Origin of the sequence: Hyphomicrobium sp. D-2 (assembly GCF_029872155.1) — a bacterium.
GTDB lineage: Bacteria > Pseudomonadota > Alphaproteobacteria > Rhizobiales > Hyphomicrobiaceae > Hyphomicrobium_A.
The window spans coordinates 741,174-757,892 of record NZ_JARXLA010000008.1 but is presented as its reverse complement, the minus strand read 5'-3'; the positions used below and the strand labels follow the sequence as shown (position 1 = coordinate 757,892).

Sequence of the window (16,719 nt, the reverse complement as noted above, 5' to 3'; positions counted from 1 at the left end):
TCAGTCCTTACCCGGCCGGCACGCGTCGCACAGACCCGAGACCTCGACGAACTTCACGCGCGGCTGAAAGGATGCTGCAGCGGACAGCCGGTCGATCGTTTCAAAAATACCGTCCGAGTCCACTTCCTGCACTCCATTGCAGTTCTCACAGGCCAGGAAGATGGGACGACGCCCGGTGCGGTGTTCGATGCGCCGGCAAGCAAAGAAAGCGTTCTTGCTTTCCAGCCGGTGAATGACGCCAGCCTCCAGCAGCGCATCTATCGCACGATAGACCGAGATCGGCGCCAGTCGCGTGCCCTTCTCTGCCAGCCGCGCAAGAATGTCGTATGCGCCGATCGACGCGTGGGTGGCCGCAATCTCCGCGAAAACGTCCTGGCGCAGCTGCGTGAAACGCAAGTTCTTTTCCATGAATGCCTGTTGGGCCCGTTCGACCGCCTTAGCCAGCTTCCGCTCCATCTGAGCGGACGGCATAGGCCCGTTCGGCTTGGCTTGCGCCTCGGTCATCGCGACTTCCCAATTGCTCCGGGCAAATTCGGAAACGTTACTTTATACCACCGGGCCGCCGGGGCATAGCCGCGACACTGCCCGCAAAATCCCTCCTTCAGAGCATCCCTTTTCCGCCACCATCGTGTGTTTGCTAACTGATTGCAGAAACAGAACAACGGCGGCAGACACCGGGCAGGGCCCGGCGAATGTCTTGCCCCGCTCCCTAGCGTATTGATTATTCGAGAACCACAACGCGCAATGCATTCTCCATCGGCGTACATCGTTGCGGCGCGGCGCACCGCCATAGGCCGCATTGCCGGACTGCACAAGAACCGTCGCGCTGAAGATTTGTGCGCGCCTCTGGTCGAGGTCGCGCTGAGCGACAGCGGACTTGAGGCCGGCAGCATCGACGAGTTCATCGTCGGCAACACCACCGAAGGCGGTAACCCTGCCCGTCTGATCGCGCTTGCGGCTGGCCTGCCCGAGCACGTGCCTGCCGCTACGCTGGATCGGCAGTGCGCTTCAGGGCTAGATGCGATCCTGGCCGCAGTGCGAGCCATATCGCTCGGCGAGGCCAACGCTGTCGTTGCCGCCGGAGTTGAAGCCATCTCCACCGCGCCGTGGCGGGTGGCAAAGCCTCGCAACCTCACGCAACTGCCGCGCTTTCTCAGTCCGGAACCGGGCTCGGGAGAGGAGCGGGATGGCCCCGCCCATCTGGAATCCACCGAAGCGCTGGCAGCAAAGTTCGGCATCGGCCGGGCAGAGCAGGACTCCTACGCGTTACGTTCACATCTCAAGGCCGAGCAGGCCCGGGAAGCAAAGCGGTTTGTCGGCGAAATATCGCCGCTGCGCTCCAATCCTGAGGAAGCGCGCGATCAGAGTTCCATCGCCCCCGACTTCAAAGACCTTGCCCAGCAGGCCCCCTATCTGCCGGACGGCACGCTGACGCCAGCCAACACAGCATCCCTGCACGATGGCGCATCGGTGGCGATAGTTGTCTCGCAGGATGTTTGGGCATCGCTCGGCAAGCCGCGCGGATTGCGCTTTCTCAGCCATGCCGCGCGCGGCGTCTCGCCGGAGCATGAAGCCTCGGCGCCGATCGAGGTGATGCAGCGTCTGACGAACGGCACGCGTCCGTTCAGCATGGCTGATCTGGGTTGCATAGAGCTGAATGAAACTTCGGCCGCGCAGGCCATCGCTTTCGCCCGCAGCCTTGAGCTTGACGAAGACCTGTTGAACGCCGACGGCGGCGCTGTCGCCCGTGGCCATCCCCTGGCCGCCGCCAGCTCGGTGCTCGTCACGCGACTTTTCACCCGCATGGCGCGAGGAGAAAGCCGTGGCGGCTCGCTCGGTGTCGCCGCGCTTGGTGTTGCCGGCGGCATGGGGCTTGCCGCGCTGTTCGAGGCTGTCTGAGAAGCACGCGCGATGGCCCGCAGCGTTATCCTGCCGCAGCAGCGCCATTGGCTACGTGTCTCAAAGACCTAATGAATAATACGTCGACCGATATTCTTCCTGACCGCATTTCCCACCTAAAAAGCATTAGCCGTGTCCAGCCAACGCTGCGGTTTCACTAGCCGGAACGACATTAAAAGCTCTCCATGAAACCTTGATCGCCCAATTCCTGCCAATAAGTGGTCCGGTGCTGTACCTATCCTGCATCGCGTGACCTTTGCGCCGCTGTGATAAAAGCAGCAGAGGGCACGTACTGCGGCCGCCCGATGGGACAGGAAACCTATGGACTTCAGTCAGGCAGTTGATGCCGTGATGGCGAACCCGGCCGGGTACGCCAGATATGTTTTGATTGCCGTGCTGGTGATCGCCGCGACGGTCGCCATGTTCAAGGTTGGACCGCGGCTTTGGCGCGTGATCGAAGACGTGTTCTTCACCAACTGGCAGCTCGCGATGTTGGGCTCAGCCGCAATCGCGCTTTCGCTGGCGGGCGGCTGGACCACATGGGACGGCATGACGAACTTCACCGGCGAGCCGGTGCTGTCACTGATGTTCACCTTCGGCATTCACTGCGTGATGCTCATCAGCGCCTGGCTGATCGGCGAAACCTTCGCCACTGGCATGAACACCGTTGCGCGCTCGGGCCTTGCACGCGTCACCGCTCCGCTCATCGTCATTCTCATACTGGGTGCCGCACTGCTGATCGCCGGCATCGCCGTCTATCAATACAATTACGGCCTTGATACCGGCTACGTGATCAACACGCTGCTGGCGGGCGGCGCGGTGCTGTGCGTGCTCGGCCTGATCGTAGTGTTCGCGCATACCGATGTCGTCGCACCGTACGCGCAGGCGCTGCGTATCATGGCCAAGAACTCGATGCTGTGGGTGATGTTTCTCGCCACAATGGCGACATCGGTGTTCTTCTCGTTCGATAGCCGCTTCAACGTCGTGTTCCCCCAGGACCAGCGCGAACGCGTTTCGGAACTGCGTGCCACCAATCAGGTTTCCGCTATCATCGCCGATATCGGCGCCACCATCGCCAACGAAGAGCAGGTGCAAACATCATCGCTGTTCCAGAGCGAGGGCTGGCACAAGTATGAAGACCAGCTCGACCGGCTGGCTTCGATTGCGCAGGATTCCTCGGGCGAGATCGAGCGCTACTTCAACGACCAGATCGAAACCCGCAACCGCTCCATCATGGAGCAGCAGGAGCGCATCGCCACCGCGCAGAGCGGGCAAGCTGGCCTGAGCAGCAAGAAGACCAGCATCACGGACGAACTTGCGCGCCTTGAGAGCGACCGCTCAACCCTCGCCGCCGATCATTCAGCCGCGAAGACCGAACTCGACACCCGCGCCAAGGCCATCGATGCCAAGCGCGTCGAGGCAATGGCCGAAAGCAAAGGTGTCGAAGGCACGCTGAAGGAAGGTCGCGGCCCCGTATACCGCCAGTTGATGGGCGACCTATCACGCATGCAGGCTGCATACAAAATTCAGGATGACCGCGTTAAGGACGCCAAGAAGCGGCTCGACACCGCCGACACGCGCATCGCGCAGATCAAGCGCGAGCTGGCCTCCATCGACGGTGAGCTGGCGAAGTATAAGGGCGAGCAGGAAACTGCATCCCAGCGCATCGACATGATGCAGACCGACACAGGCAGCGAAGACGCAACCCCGCGCGTCGATCCCGGTCGCGTGCTGCCCGCATTCGAAACAGCACGTGCTGAGTTCCGCCAGTCGCCGGCTGCCGAGCGTCTTGCCCTCGTGCAGCAGCGGTGCACACAGCTATACAGCGCAATGTATGCCGCTGACGTCACCAAGCAGAAGGTGGCGGGCATCGATTGCGATCCCAAGCAAGCCAGCGAAGCAGCCGCCGCGCTATTCACGCTGCAGGCGGGCGTTAAAACCTTCAACGCCAACTGCGTCGGTGGCGACAAGCTGGCTTCCCAGCGCTCCACCGATGCGCTGTTCGGATTCGCGGTGAAGTGTCTTTCCGACAGCGGTCTGCCCAGCCAGAAAACCGACGAGCTGCGCGGCACGATTGCGTTCGCCGAGATGAACCGCGACGACCGCGCGCATCGCTTCGTTGTGTCGTGGAACGCGTTTCAGGACGGCAATCGCCTCGCCTACCTTGCGCTCGCCATCGCCATTGGCATAGACTCACTCATTTTCATGACCGGTCTTTTCGGCGCCAACGCTGTGCGCTCGCCATTGGCCGATGTGCCCACCAGCAAGGGCCGCAACTCGCAGCAGCTTGAAGCGATCATCGAGAACGCGCTGCTGCCGGACACCTTCGACAATGCTCGCGCAGCTCTGGATGCCATGCAGCCAATCACCAACGCTGACGGTTACATGGCGGAGGTGCGTCCGGAAATGCTGGAGCCGCATACTCGCCATCAGGTAATGAACGTGCTGAACGCTGGCGCCACCATCAGCGCAGTTGCGGTCGATGCCGCCACCAATCGCTATCTGGTGCGCTCGGAGCTGTTCGAATTCCTGTCCATCGTTGCCAAGCGCTCGTTCGAAGCCAATCGCGACAACGTAGATCTGGCCGAACTGGAGAAGATCGTCGGCGTGGCGCTGTTGCCGGATCTCAACCGCAACGCCGAAATTGTGCTGTCATACCTGCAGCCGATCGATCCGGAAAAAGGCTTCACGGCGGAGATCAATCTGGCCGAAGTCCTGGACGAAGATCGCCGCATCGTGCGCTCAACGCTCAATGCTGGCGCCACGCTTGGACGCGTACAGCGGGCGGGCAAGGACACCGGTTATTATTACATCCACCGCGATCTCTATAAGACGCTGGCCCGCATCCGCGCCCGCACGCTGTCAGTGAACGTTGCCCAGCCGCGACTTGCTCCAACCGATACGCCCGCTGCGATTGCACAGCACGGCCAACACTTCGGCGGTTCGCTGACCGAACCCGCCCGCGCCATCGAGCACATGCTGCCGGAAGATGAATTCTCGCCAACCGAAATTCGCGAAGGCTTCGTCACCCGGCTGCTGACCGCCATGCGCATAGAGCCAGCAGCCTGGAACCGCACCCCCGGCAATGCACTGGTAACGGCCATTGCCGCCAACGAAGCGTTCGTTCGGGCGCGGCGCATCAACACCGCGCTCGACAGTGCCATGCGCCAGCGCGAGGACGAGGCACGCACATCGTTCGACGAAGCTTACACGCTGATGAAAAGCAAGCTGCAGGGCCCGCATGCCAGTTGGGACCGGCAGATGCTGGACGATGCGTATCACGATCTGGCCCAGAGCTGGCCGGTGCTGATGATGCTGCCAAACGGCCCGTTCGAAACGGTATTGCGCGATCTGGTCGAGGACCTGGAAGCTGACGCAGGCGACGGACGCCTCACCGGCGAACAGCAAGCGTTGTTCGATATCACACGCACGATGCTGCAGGCCTTCCGCGCCAACAACCGCACCAACGAAACATCGTGGCGGCATCTGCAGTTGTTCCTGGAAGATCTGCCCCACGCTGAAGCGCGGATTTCTTCCGATGACGGGCGCACCCTGATGAACTGACCTTCAGCTCATCACACCAATCACAAAGCCCCGCTCGGCATCTTGCCTGCGGGGCTTTTTGTTTTTGTCCCGGCGCAAAGTTGTTGCGCCTTGCAATGGACGCGGTTTCGCCACGCCGCGATCCCGCTTCCGCCGCGGACCGTCGTTAACCTTCGCGCACATTTCAACATGGAGATTTTGCGATGACCATGTTCTCGCGCGCGGTGCACGCAACCACGCTCGCCGGCACAGCGCTACTTGCTGCTTTCAGCATTGCACCGCCAGCATCGGCACAAACCCTGAAGCTGGAAGCCGATCTTGGCAACACGGTCGTCAACACCTCCAAAGCAGGCAGCGTTTATCTTCGCCTCAACCTGAAGAGTGCGGCGAGCAAAAACGCTGCCCGACGTGCGCCGATCAACGTGGCGATTGTCATCGACAAATCCGGCTCCATGGACGGAGACCGCATCGCTGCCGCAAAGCAAGGCGCACGCGTTGCGCTGGAGCGCCTCTCCGCCGACGACACCGTTGCGCTCGTCGCCTACGATCATAACGTCAACATTCTCAGCGCCTCTGCTCCGCTGCGCAGCTCGCGCGAACGTTTGGAGAAAGCCATCGACGGATTGCAGGCTGGTGGCACCACCGCGCTATACGGCGGCGTGCAGGAGGGCGGTCGACAGGTCGAGAAGTTCATCTCCGACAACAACGTCAATCGCGTTATCCTGCTTTCCGACGGCCTGGCCAATGTCGGGCCGTCTCAGCCACACGATCTCGCCCAACTTGGACGCAAGCTGGCATCCAAAGGCATCACCGTTTCCACCATCGGTCTTGGCCTCGACTACAACGAAGACCTGATGCAGCGCCTCGCCGCGGCCTCGGACGGCAATCACGTGTTTGTCGAACGCCCGAGCGACCTGGCTGAAATCTTCGACCGCGAGTTCGGTGATGCGCTGTCGGTTGCAGCACGCGACATCACCATCACCATCGAATGCCGCTCCGGGTTCACGCCCAAACGCATCCTTGGCCGCGACGGTGACATCGAGGGCCAGCGCGTGACACTGAAGCTCAACCAGCTTCAGGCCGACAATGAGCGCTATGTGATTGTCGAGCTGGACGCCCCGTCCGGCCGCACAACCGGTACTGCCGACGTGGCAGACATTTCCATTACCTATGCTGACCTAGTCGACGAAGGCCGGCAGGCCAACGCCAACACCAAGGCGAGCATCGAGTTTTCAGCCGATGCGGAAGCGATTGAAGGCGGTATCAACAAATCGGTCATGAGCCAGGTGACCGAACAGATCGCCACCGAAAATACTGAACGCGCCGTGGATCTGCGCGACAAGGGCGATCTCGCCGCCGCCAGGAAAGCTCTGGAAGATAACGCCGCTTATATCCGGAGTTCGCGTGAATACTATTCGTCGGGCAGCACACCGGCATCCACAGCCGCGATCAGCAAGCTCAACGACATGGAGAGCAAAAGCCGCGACGCAGCGAGCAATCTCGATGCCGGATCGTGGGATCGCACCCGCAAGATGATGCGCCACGACCAGCACAAGGCGAAGGTGCAGCAGGCGTATTGATCGCTAGAGCCTAACAGCGTTTCGTTGATGCGCGTCCCGCAAAACAATAGCGCCGCCCGGAAGCCACCGGACGGCGCTATTTTTAAGCTGCTTCAACTTCTCGAAGCGCAACCGATCAGAGCTTGAACGGCACGATCGTGGCGCGCTGTTCGCCCAGGCCATCGATCCGCAGCACCACTTCGTCGCCGGCCTTCAGGTATTCACGCGGCTTGCGCGCTGAACCGACACCCGGAGGCGTGCCCGTCGTCACCACATCGCCAGGCTCAAGCACCATAAACTGGCTGATGTAAGAGAGCAGCTGCGCGATGGTGAAGATCATCGTCGAGGTGTTGCCGGTCTGCTTGCGCTCGCCATTCACGTCCAGCGTGAGCGCCAGATTTTGCACGTCGGCGATGTCGTCCGGCGTCACCAGCCACGGGCCCAGCGGTCCGAACGTTTCAGCGGACTTGCCCTTCACCCACTGCCCGGCACGCTTGACCTGGAAGCTGCGCTCGGAAACGTCGTTGCAAAGGCAATAACCGGCGATGTGTGCCAGCGCGTCCTTTTCCTCGACGTAGCGAGCGCGGCTGCCGATCACGAATGCGATCTCGACTTCCCAGTCCATGTGCTCCGAGTTCTTCGGATACATGATGTCGTCGTTGGGTCCGCAGATGCAGCTTGGCGCCTTGTTGAACAGGATCGGTTCCGCCGGAATTTCCTGGCCGGTTTCCTTCGCGTGATCGACATAGTTGAGGCCGATAGCGATGAAATTGCGCGTGCCTGCGACCGGTGCGCCAAGGCGCGTACCGGCAGGCACTTCCGGCAGGCTCGCCGGATCAATGGCACGCAGCTTGTCGAGCGTCGCCGGCGAAAGGTTCGCCCCGGCGAAATCGTCAACGTGGGCGGAAAGATCGCGGATCTTGCCCTGGCTATCGATGAGACCCGGCTTTTCGCTACCGGGCTGGCCAAAACGCACAAGCTTCATGGGGTCGGCGCTCGCAATTTTGAGTGGAAGGGAATGCGGTTATGCGGCTACTCGCTATATCACTCGGCGCGGGACGGCAACTCGCCGACACCGACAAAAAGGCCGCGCGAAGCCCCGATGCGCTGCCATGCAGGCGCCATTCGCAACCGGAAACGCCCGATTTTACACCGCCCGCATGACGCCAACCGCCAGCGGCACGCCGCCCGATGCAAATTTAGCGAACCATCAATGCGGCATCGCCGACGAACCCCGGCGCGCTTCACCTGCCTGGCACCACGCTGGAACAGATCCAAAACGTGGCGCGATGGCCACGACCCGAGGAGGCATGACGCAGATCCTTGCGCCCCTATGTTGACTAGGTATGTCAACAAATGGCTCTATGCGGATGACTGGTTTGCGTGACATTGGCTATCCGCCGCTGCAGATCCGCATGCCAACCGTCATTCCACTCCTGTTGCAGATAGCGGTTCCCACGTGGCCCATCCCATTGAAATCGACAGGCTCGGGTTGCTCAACCGAGCGATCGAAGAGCACTACGAGGAGATGAAGGCTACGCTGCGCCGTCGCGGGCACGGCAGCGATGCGGCCGACATCATCCACGAGCTCTATATTCGCTTTGCGGAGCAGCCGGAGAAACTTGGCCGCGCCCATTCGATCCGCGCCTTTCTTTCCCGCGCTGCCGTCAATCTCGGCATCGACCGCGCCCGGCGTAACGGATTGGAACAGCGTATTTTTTCTGGCAGCGAGGCTGAAGGGCTCGCCGTTCCTGCCTCCACCCCGGCGCCGGACTTCATGCTGGAGGTCACGGACCGCCTGCGCCGGCTAAAAGACGCAATCCGTGAGCTGCCGTGCACCCGCCGCGCCATTTTCGTCCTGCACCGCCTGCATCAGCTGCCGCCCGATGCCATTGCGCAGAAACTGGGCATTACCCGCGTCACAGTGGATCGCCATCTGCGTGCCGCTTTGTTGCACTGTCTGGAACGTGTAACAGAATCTGACTGACGGACGCGCCGATTTGGCCGCTTCAATCGTCTTCACTTTAGAAGCGGTCGAAGATCGAGATAACAATGGCACCCACCGACGATGCTCAGGCCCAGCGGAAACGCCGCGAGAAGGCCATCGATCTGCATTTGCGCACCCAGGACCCCGATCAGGCGACGGCGGCGCACAGGGCGCTTGAAGCCTGGGTCGCCCGTTCGCCCCGGAACGCCGAGGCCTATGAGGAGGTGCGCGCACTGATGGGCGAAGCCCGCTCCGCCATCCTCTCCGATCCCAAACTGACCGCGCTAAAACCTAAAAAGCGCAGCTCCGCACGCACGAAGACGGCTGCCGTCGCGATGCTGATCGGCACAGCGACCGTCGCCTTCTACACTCTCGACGGGCCGATCCGCATGCAAGCCGATCTGATGAGCGGCACCGGAGAAATGCCAATCGTCACGCTAGCGGACGGTTCAACCATGCAGCTTAACGCCAACTCTGCCGTCAGCTTCGAGTTCGGCGAGCACGAACGCATCGTTCATCTGCTGCGTGGCGAAGCGTATTTCGAAGTTGCAAAAGACGCCAAGCGGCCATTCACCGTCGAGACAATCAACACCAGAGCGCGCGCGCTTGGCACCGCCTTCAATGTTCGTTTGGCTGCAGATACGCAGGTGATCGTCACCGAACACGCGGTAGACGTCGCATCGCTTATGTCGGAAACGCCGAAAGTGCGCGTCAGTGCGGGTGAAGAAGTGGTCTGCTGCACCAACGGGCGCGCAGGAAAAGTCCGCACGGTCGATCCCGCCGTCGCGCTGGCATGGCGACGCGGACAGCTCGTTGTCGATAACGTAACGCTGCAAGCGGTTATCGACGAAATCCGGCGTCATTTCTCCGGCAGCATCATCATTGCCTCGGACGAACTGGCCCAACGCCGTGTCAGCGGAACATTTGCCATCGCCGATCCCGACAAGGCGCTGGATCTTATCGGTGCTTCGCTCGGCATAACGATTACGCGCCTCGGCCCGGTAGTGATCGTACGCGGCTGATAAATCCCACCACGCAACCACGCCGCGAATGCCGACAAAAAATGTCGCAACACAAGGCATGATTTTTTTCGCTACTTTTTGACTCCTTTTGGTCGACCCTTGTTCGTCTACCCAGTGAGCGCCTTTGGGGGGCGCATCACATTGTGTGAGTTGCGTAAGGGTAGCGTAGTATGTCGAGGCGTAAGTTGCGGCCCGCAGCCAGCGGAGCTGCGGGATATTTCCATCACCGTGCGATTTTGTGTCTGTCTGCCGCCTTGCTGGCAGGAGCACCCGGCCCAGTGACGCCTGCAATGGCTCAGTCCACGCAGAGCACCACCAAAAGCTTTTCCATTCCTGCCGGCTCGCTGACCAGCGCGCTAAATTCGTTTGCCGCGCAATCCGGCTTGCAGATCCTGTTCGATGCCAGCCTTGCCAACGGCAAGTCGACCGGTGGCGCTTCAGGATCACTGACACCCAATGAGGCGCTGTCCAACATTCTCGCTGGCACCGGCATCACCTATCGCTACACCGGCCAGTCGACCATCACGCTTGATGGCCCCGGCTCGACCAACACCGGCGCCAACATTGACGGCGCAATTGCTCTCGACACAATTGATGTGGGCGGTGGACAGAGCTCGGCGGCCAGCGCCGACACTCCGTACGAAACGCCAGGCTCAACATCGTTCATCACATCGTCGCAGATCGAACGTTTTCCCGGCACAACCGCTGGCGACATCTTCAAGAACACGCCCGGCGTTATCTCAGCGATGAACCACAACGGCTCGTCCGTCGACGTCAACATTCGCGGCATGCAAGGCATGAACCGTGTGAAGGTTACGATCGATGGCACGCAGCAGACCACCTCCACATGGCGCGGCTACCTTGGCGCCGACGATCGCACCTATGTCGATCCTGATTTCATCAGCGGCGTGAGCATTGAAAAAGGACCAGCCGGCGGAGCCGCAGGTGCGGGCTCGAATGGCGGCGTTGTCGAGTTCAGCACCATCGGCGTCAATGACATTCTGCTGCCGGGAAAAACTGAAGGTGTTCGGCTGCGTATGAGCACCAATGACAACGCAACCAGCAACATTCGCGAGACCGCGTTCGATCAGAGCACCGATGCGCCCGGCCTGCTTGATTTTGACAACAAGACCGGAAGTGCCGCCTTTGCCGCCACGCGCGAAAATTTCGATGTTCTTGTCGCGGTCGCGAAAAGAAAGCAGGGCAATTATTTCGTCGGTAAGAATGGACCGACAAAGTATTGGACTTCGCAGGGTTCCAACGCGCCACTCTCGTACACCAACCCAGGCGAGGAAATGTTCAACAGCTCGGAGGAAACGTTTTCGGCACTGGCGAAAGCGACCATCAGGCTCGACGAAGAACAGACACTCGACATCGGCTATCAGCGGTTCTCAAGCAGGTTCGGCGAAACGATCGGCAGCTTGCTGGTTACGGGCGATCAGTCGTTCCGCCAGTTGCCGCTCGCCCATGCAGAAGTTGACACCTACACGGCACGCTATCGCTGGAATCCGCAAAGCGACCTGATCGATCTGCGCGCCAATGTCTGGGCAACTGACGTCCAGTCGAGAACTGTATCTGTCGGGCCAGCGATCTATTTTCCGCCATTCCTTACTAAAGAGATGATGGCACTCGATACCCGCTACTCCGAAACCTGGACCTACGGCGCCGATATCTCCAATACGAGTTTTCTTGATACCGCCATAGGTAATCTCAAGCTCGCTTACGGCGCCGCCTACACGCTGGAAGACACCAAAGGCAAGCCATACCTGAGCGGGCGGGCGTACAAGACCGAGATCGGCGTTCCGCTACAGGGAAGTGTCGGCACCAGAGACGTAGCCCGCGCATTTATGGATGGCGAATGGAAAGCTAGCGAATGGCTGAAGTTCAATGGCGGTCTGCGCTACGATTACTTCAGCATTGAAGACAAGGGCGGACCGCGCGTCTCGGGAAGCGGAAACAACACGCACATTGCAGTGTATGCCGACAAAAGCGGTGGCCGTCTCAACCCGATGGCAAGCGTTACCGTAACGCCGCTGAATGGCCTTCAACTCTATGCCCAATACGAAGAGGGATTCCGTCCACCCAGCCTGCGGGAAACCATCGGTAGCGATTCCGGTCTTGCGCCCAATCCGGCATTGGAGCCCGAGTTGGCGAAGAACTGGGAGTTCGGCGTCAACTACATGAAAGACGGTCTGCTGACTGATGACGACAAAGCCCGCTTCAAATTCGCCTACTTCCGCAACAACTACGAAAATTACATCGCCCGCGTTCCAAATCCCAACATTGGCCAAGGACTGCCGTTCTATAGTGTCGACAACATCGCAACCGCGCGCTTCAACGGGTTTGAAGCGATGGCTGAATATGACATCGGCTATTTCTTCGCTCAGGCATCGCTGACCTACTACACAGACTTTGAGTTCTGCAAAACCAAGTCGACCTGCGCCTCAGCCAATCTGACCAATGACTATGCGGCCAATCACCTGCCACCGGAGATCTCGCGCAGCCTGACACTCGGCGTACGGTTGCTCGATCAAAAGCTCGTTGTCGGCGGCCGCGTCATTGACGTCGGCAAACGCATGGGACCGCTGCCGGCCAGCGCTCAGCAGACCAACTTCTGGCTGCCTTACACTGTGTACGACGGGTTCGCGTCATACGAGTTCAACGACAACACGACGTTCTCGCTGAATGTGGAGAACCTGACCAACCGTTATTACGTCGACGCGCTTAACGGCTGGATGCCTTCACCGGGACGGACGGTACGCGTCGGCATGACCGCGAAGTTCTGAACGCCTGACGAACGGTGGCGGCCGCTGAGCCGCCACCGTCATTGCGCGCCCCGCCCAGCCACTAGCTCTGCCCGGAATGTCCAGCGCCGCATCCTGCCAGCGGGATACCGCCCACTTCGGCACAGCCCGCTCTCGCGCTCGCAAGGCCCATGCGCCGGCCTGCATATGCATGCGCCACTGCGCGTAATGGTGCCGGCAGGCCACAACCTCCGATTTCAATACTACCCTCGTAATTTTTTTCGTCTTTCGGGGCTGCGGAGCTGAAAATCCGGCTGTCTCGAACGTCTTATTCAATAGAGGGGCCACGAGGCGGCTGGCTTTTCCAAATGCAGGCAGTCTTTTCGAACAGGGAAACGAGACACACGATGACGACGACTTTGACTGACGCACCGAAGGCAGAAACGCCAAGCAGGGCCAAGGACCTGCGGGCTGCCACCCACGGTGCCCACGACCGGCTCGACAAGCGCATCATGGCCGCCGCGCCATTCGCTGACCGGGCACGCTATGGCCGCTTCCTGCTGGTACAGTACGCGTTTCATCGCGACATCGACGCTCTCTATGACAACGCGATGCTCGATGGCCTGCTGCCGGATCTACCGGGGCGCCGTCGCGTTGGCCAGATCCAGGCCGATCTCACCGATCTTGGCATCGCCATACCCGCCATCGAAACCCCGCCGCACTTTGCAGCCGGCGCTGAAGTGGATCTGCCTGCGGCTCTCGGCTGGCTTTATGTTGCAGAGGGCTCCAACCTCGGGGCCGCTTTCCTGCTGAAGGAAGCGCTGAAGCTGGACCTCAACGAGGGCTTCGGCGCCCGCCATCTGGCTGGTGCTCCCGAAGGGCGCGGCCTGCACTGGCGCACTTTCACCGCCGCGCTTGATGCCGTCACCCTCTCGGATGCTGAAAATGAGCGGGTGATCGCCAATGCCGTCGCCGCATTCGACCGCGTGCGTGGCCTCGTAAACGATCACATGCCGCTGCCGGCGGAAGCTGTTTGAGCCCAGAAGGCCGCGCCGCACCACATGATGCCGACCAGGTCAAATTCTCCCGTCCATCAAACCGCGCAGGCAACACACCCTGCGCGGCAATCGATGGGGTTTGGCATGGGGAGCGCTGCGGCGGCCACATCAGCAAGACAGGGGAAGCGCAACCGTACGCGCCTCCCCGCAAGCAAGACTACCGTTCTTCCGCAATCGTTCTGCGTTCGGAGCAATGCAATGCGCATCGGAATTGTGAGCATCCTGTCGAGTTATTTGCCGCCTGCGAAGGCGCACGCGAATCTATCCGGCCTTGAGGCATCGCCCCGTAGCAATGTGCTGCACGCGCGGCCATTGCTGGACGAAACGACTTTGCTTCTCGACGACGAAATCGTGTGCCTTGCAGCCCGTGGCGCCATTTTCCTGACGCGCTGCGATGACGGACGCTTCGGCGCCATCATTGCCGACAATCTCGATCTGGCGATGACTCGCGCGGATATCCGCAACGGCAAGGAAACGGTGATCGGCCTGATGGATGCGGGCTTTCTGCCCCATCTGCGCGCATCCGCAAAGGCGACCTGCCCCTACATCGGCAACCCAAGAACAACCACTGCACCGCAGCGCTTGGCGCACTGAAAATCATCCACCAGTGGCACGGCATACAGCAATCCACTTCAGGCATCGGCAGACATGACACGCATTTTATATCTATGTCTCGGCTGGTTGATGGTCGCATTTGGCGTCGTCGGCGCTTTCATGCCGTTGATGCCGACAACCGTGTTCCTGATCCTCGCAAGCTGGTTCTTTGCGCGCTCGTCGCCGCGGCTTGAATCCTGGCTGCTCGGCCATCCACGTTTCGGCTCGACGCTGCGCGCGTGGAACGAAAGCGGCGCCATTCCCGTCGGTGCAAAGGCCATGGCTTGTGTTGGCATGGCGATCGGCTTCGCTGTGTTTCTAGTTGGCGCCCATCCTGATCTCTGGTTGGCGCTGTGTGTTGCGGGCTTCTTTGTCGCATCGGCCGCGTACGTTGTTTCACGGCCGACACCCGCAAAATTTGCCCTCGATCAAACGAAGGACAATCTCCCATGCTGCTAACTCGGCAATCGCAGATCGCGATCGGCATCCTTGTTGCCTGCGCGCGCTCCGCTGACCGTTATCTGCTGACTTTCGAAGCGGCATCGGGAACCGGAGCCAGCAAAGAGCACGCAGCCAAGATTGCGCACCTGCTGCGCCGTGCAGGCTTCGTCACCTCGGTGCGCGGCCGCAACGGTGGCATCGGGCTTGCCCGGCCCGCGCGCCAGATCTCGATTGGCGAAGTACTGCGTCACACGCAGCCAGAAATTTCACGCGTCGATCGCCAGGACGTTCTGGGCGGCGCCAACGAAGCTGGCTTTGATGGTCCCGGCGCGACCGCCCTCGCCAGCATCATTGAAACCGGCTGGGCCAGCTTCATCAGCCTGATGAACCGCTTCACGATTGCCGACCTGTTGGTCGAGCAGCCGCCGTTGCGCCTCGCCTGCCAAGATTGCCGCCTGTCGAAGGCAGCCTCCCCCGTCGCTCTGTCAACCGAGAGTCTCGAAGCCCATGCAGCCCACCTCCATGGCTAACGGCAACACGTCGTCATGCCGCGCCTCCCGTACACGCTTGACGGCAGCGTTCCTGTACCTGCTGGCCTGCGGTGCTGCAGGCAGCATCGCCATTGACAGCGCACGCGCGCAGGAAACTGCACCGTCCTACAGCGCCGAGGCCGCGCAACCGGTTCCGGCTCCTGAATTTGTGCCGGTACAGGATAGCGCGCCAGGACAGCCTCCATCACTTACATCGCCAAACGATGTAAGTGCACCGGCCGCAGCCGAACAATCTGGCGCTACCACACCTGCATCTGACGCGGCCACGTCACCGGCAGCCATGCCGTCGTTCGCTGCTCCATCCGCAGCAGGGTCGGCTCCGGAAACTAATGTTGAATCCGCTGGTGCAGACGCACAGCCCGCACCTGACGGCACGCAACCCGGTCTCTCGACTGCTGCGGGCGATGGTGCCAACCCAGTCGATGGCGCAAGCCCGGCCGCTGATAGCACGTCGCCTGCACCCGCCAGCGAATCTGCCAACAATCCGGCGTTGCCCCACAATCTGTCGCCTTGGGGCATGTTCATGGCCGCCGACATCGTCGTGAAGGCGGTGATGATTGGTCTGGCTATCGCGTCCTTCGCCACCTGGACGGTGTGGCTGGCCAAGGCATTCGAACTCTCCGTTGCCAAGCGCCGTGTCCGCCGCACATTCAAGCGTCTGCGCACTGCAGCATCGCTGGGCGAAGCGCTGGACTTCGTTCGCCGCACGCGCGGCACCGGCGCCTATCTCGTCCGGGAAGCCGCCGAGGAAATGCGCGCATCGCAAGCCTTGATCGATTACGGCGAAGGCGCCGATGGCATCAAGGAACGCGTCACCTCACGGCTATCGCGTGTCGAGGCCGATGCCGGACGCCGCCTCACGCGCGGCACAGGCCTGCTGGCAACCATCGGCGCCACAGCCCCCTTCGTCGGTCTGTTCGGCACTGTATGGGGCATCATGAACTCGTTCATCGGCATCGCGGAAACCAAGACGACCAATCTGGCCGTCGTTGCGCCGGGCATCGCCGAAGCCCTGCTCGCAACCGCCATCGGTCTGGTTGCAGCGATTCCCGCGGTCATCATTTACAACAACTTTGCCCGCTCGATTGCCGGCTATCGGCTGCAGTTGGCGAACACATCCGCGTTGATCGAACGGCTCGTCAGCCGCGACCTCGATTTCAACCGTATGCAGCGCGAGCACCAGCAAACAACGGCAGCGGCGTATTCCTCCAATCCCACGCAGGCGAACAGCGCTGGCGCTGCTCCACATGCCACCCCTGGCAATCTCGGAGCACCAGTGTCCGGCCCCGGCGCTGGAACAGCTTTTGCTGCGGAGTAACGA

At 61.0% G+C, this 16,719-nt stretch carries 13 protein-coding genes; 11 read left to right on the top strand and 2 right to left on the bottom strand.

The features are described from left to right. Entirely contained in the window at nucleotides 1-456 is a 456-nt protein-coding gene (locus tag QEZ49_RS15995; RefSeq protein ID WP_280388355.1) for a transcriptional repressor, read from the bottom strand. Nucleotides 457-744: 288 nt separating this feature from the next. Between QEZ49_RS15995 and QEZ49_RS15990 the strand changes: the two genes are divergently transcribed. From QEZ49_RS15990 to QEZ49_RS15980, 3 genes are all read left to right on the top strand, one after another. Next, a complete protein-coding gene (locus QEZ49_RS15990) occupies nucleotides 745-1,899 on the top strand; it encodes a thiolase family protein (RefSeq protein ID WP_280388354.1) in 1,155 nt (384 codons plus the stop codon). Between the two features lie 321 nt (nucleotides 1,900-2,220). Next, on the top strand, nucleotides 2,221-5,463 hold the full coding sequence (locus QEZ49_RS15985) for a hypothetical protein (RefSeq protein WP_280388353.1): 3,243 nt from the start codon (nucleotides 2,221-2,223) through the stop codon (nucleotides 5,461-5,463). Between the two features lie 182 nt (nucleotides 5,464-5,645). Then, nucleotides 5,646-7,022: a VWA domain-containing protein gene (locus QEZ49_RS15980; protein ID WP_280388352.1), complete on the top strand. Its 1,377-nt coding sequence runs from the start codon at nucleotides 5,646-5,648 to the stop codon at nucleotides 7,020-7,022. 115 nt (nucleotides 7,023-7,137) lie between these two features. On the opposite strand, the gene QEZ49_RS15975 is transcribed toward QEZ49_RS15980, so the two are convergent. Then, complete coding sequence (locus QEZ49_RS15975; protein ID WP_280388351.1) at nucleotides 7,138-7,986, bottom strand: fumarylacetoacetate hydrolase family protein; 849 nt, start codon at nucleotides 7,984-7,986, stop codon at nucleotides 7,138-7,140. A gap of 474 nt (nucleotides 7,987-8,460) precedes the next feature. Here QEZ49_RS15975 and QEZ49_RS15970 point away from each other — a divergent pair, with 474 nt between their 5' ends. The 8 genes from QEZ49_RS15970 to exbB all read left to right on the top strand — a co-directional run bounded on the left by QEZ49_RS15970 (nucleotide 8,461) and on the right by exbB (nucleotide 16,716). Continuing rightward, the gene (locus QEZ49_RS15970; protein WP_280388350.1) at nucleotides 8,461-8,988 is read left to right on the top strand and encodes a sigma-70 family RNA polymerase sigma factor; all 528 of its coding nucleotides are present in this window, start codon (nucleotides 8,461-8,463) and stop codon (nucleotides 8,986-8,988) included. A 65-nt stretch (nucleotides 8,989-9,053) separates the two neighbouring features. After that, a complete protein-coding gene (locus QEZ49_RS15965) occupies nucleotides 9,054-10,010 on the top strand; it encodes a FecR family protein (RefSeq protein WP_280388349.1) in 957 nt (318 codons plus the stop codon). 278 nt (nucleotides 10,011-10,288) lie between these two features. Beyond that, on the top strand, nucleotides 10,289-12,796 hold the full coding sequence (locus QEZ49_RS15960; RefSeq protein WP_280388348.1) for a TonB-dependent receptor: 2,508 nt from the start codon (nucleotides 10,289-10,291) through the stop codon (nucleotides 12,794-12,796). A 365-nt stretch (nucleotides 12,797-13,161) separates the two neighbouring features. Beyond that, on the top strand, nucleotides 13,162-13,791 hold the full coding sequence (locus QEZ49_RS15955) for a biliverdin-producing heme oxygenase (RefSeq protein WP_280388347.1): 630 nt from the start codon (nucleotides 13,162-13,164) through the stop codon (nucleotides 13,789-13,791). 219 nt (nucleotides 13,792-14,010) lie between these two features. Continuing rightward, the gene (locus QEZ49_RS15950) at nucleotides 14,011-14,406 is read left to right on the top strand and encodes a hypothetical protein (protein ID WP_280388346.1); all 396 of its coding nucleotides are present in this window, start codon (nucleotides 14,011-14,013) and stop codon (nucleotides 14,404-14,406) included. A 54-nt stretch (nucleotides 14,407-14,460) separates the two neighbouring features. Beyond that, a complete protein-coding gene (locus QEZ49_RS15945; protein ID WP_280388345.1) occupies nucleotides 14,461-14,865 on the top strand; it encodes a YbaN family protein in 405 nt (134 codons plus the stop codon). Continuing rightward, entirely contained in the window at nucleotides 14,856-15,377 is a 522-nt protein-coding gene (locus QEZ49_RS15940; RefSeq protein WP_280388344.1) for an Rrf2 family transcriptional regulator, read from the top strand. Before QEZ49_RS15945 ends, QEZ49_RS15940 begins: the two co-directional genes overlap by 10 nt. Beyond that, nucleotides 15,355-16,716, top strand: a complete 1,362-nt coding sequence (gene exbB, locus QEZ49_RS15935; RefSeq protein WP_280388343.1) for a tonB-system energizer ExbB — start codon at nucleotides 15,355-15,357, stop codon at nucleotides 16,714-16,716. The genes QEZ49_RS15940 and exbB overlap by 23 nt, the downstream gene beginning before the upstream one ends. The last annotated feature ends 3 nt before the right edge of the window (nucleotides 16,717-16,719 follow it).

What these genes read in the sequence shown, in the direction of transcription:
- QEZ49_RS15995 (WP_280388355.1), bottom strand. Translation starts at nt 456, where the DNA reads ATGGAGCGGAAGCTGGCTAAGGCGGTCGAACGGGCCCAACAGGCATTC.
- QEZ49_RS15990 (WP_280388354.1), top strand. Translation starts at nt 745, where the DNA reads ATGCATTCTCCATCGGCGTACATCGTTGCGGCGCGGCGCACCGCCATA.
- QEZ49_RS15985 (WP_280388353.1), top strand. Translation starts at nt 2,221, where the DNA reads ATGGACTTCAGTCAGGCAGTTGATGCCGTGATGGCGAACCCGGCCGGG.
- QEZ49_RS15980 (WP_280388352.1), top strand. Translation starts at nt 5,646, where the DNA reads ATGACCATGTTCTCGCGCGCGGTGCACGCAACCACGCTCGCCGGCACA.
- QEZ49_RS15975 (WP_280388351.1), bottom strand. Translation starts at nt 7,986, where the DNA reads ATGAAGCTTGTGCGTTTTGGCCAGCCCGGTAGCGAAAAGCCGGGTCTC.
- QEZ49_RS15965 (WP_280388349.1), top strand. Translation starts at nt 9,054, where the DNA reads ATGGCACCCACCGACGATGCTCAGGCCCAGCGGAAACGCCGCGAGAAG.
- QEZ49_RS15955 (WP_280388347.1), top strand. Translation starts at nt 13,162, where the DNA reads ATGACGACGACTTTGACTGACGCACCGAAGGCAGAAACGCCAAGCAGG.
- QEZ49_RS15950 (WP_280388346.1), top strand. Translation starts at nt 14,011, where the DNA reads ATGCGCATCGGAATTGTGAGCATCCTGTCGAGTTATTTGCCGCCTGCG.
- QEZ49_RS15945 (WP_280388345.1), top strand. Translation starts at nt 14,461, where the DNA reads ATGACACGCATTTTATATCTATGTCTCGGCTGGTTGATGGTCGCATTT.
- QEZ49_RS15940 (WP_280388344.1), top strand. Translation starts at nt 14,856, where the DNA reads ATGCTGCTAACTCGGCAATCGCAGATCGCGATCGGCATCCTTGTTGCC.
- exbB (WP_280388343.1), top strand. Translation starts at nt 15,355, where the DNA reads ATGCAGCCCACCTCCATGGCTAACGGCAACACGTCGTCATGCCGCGCC.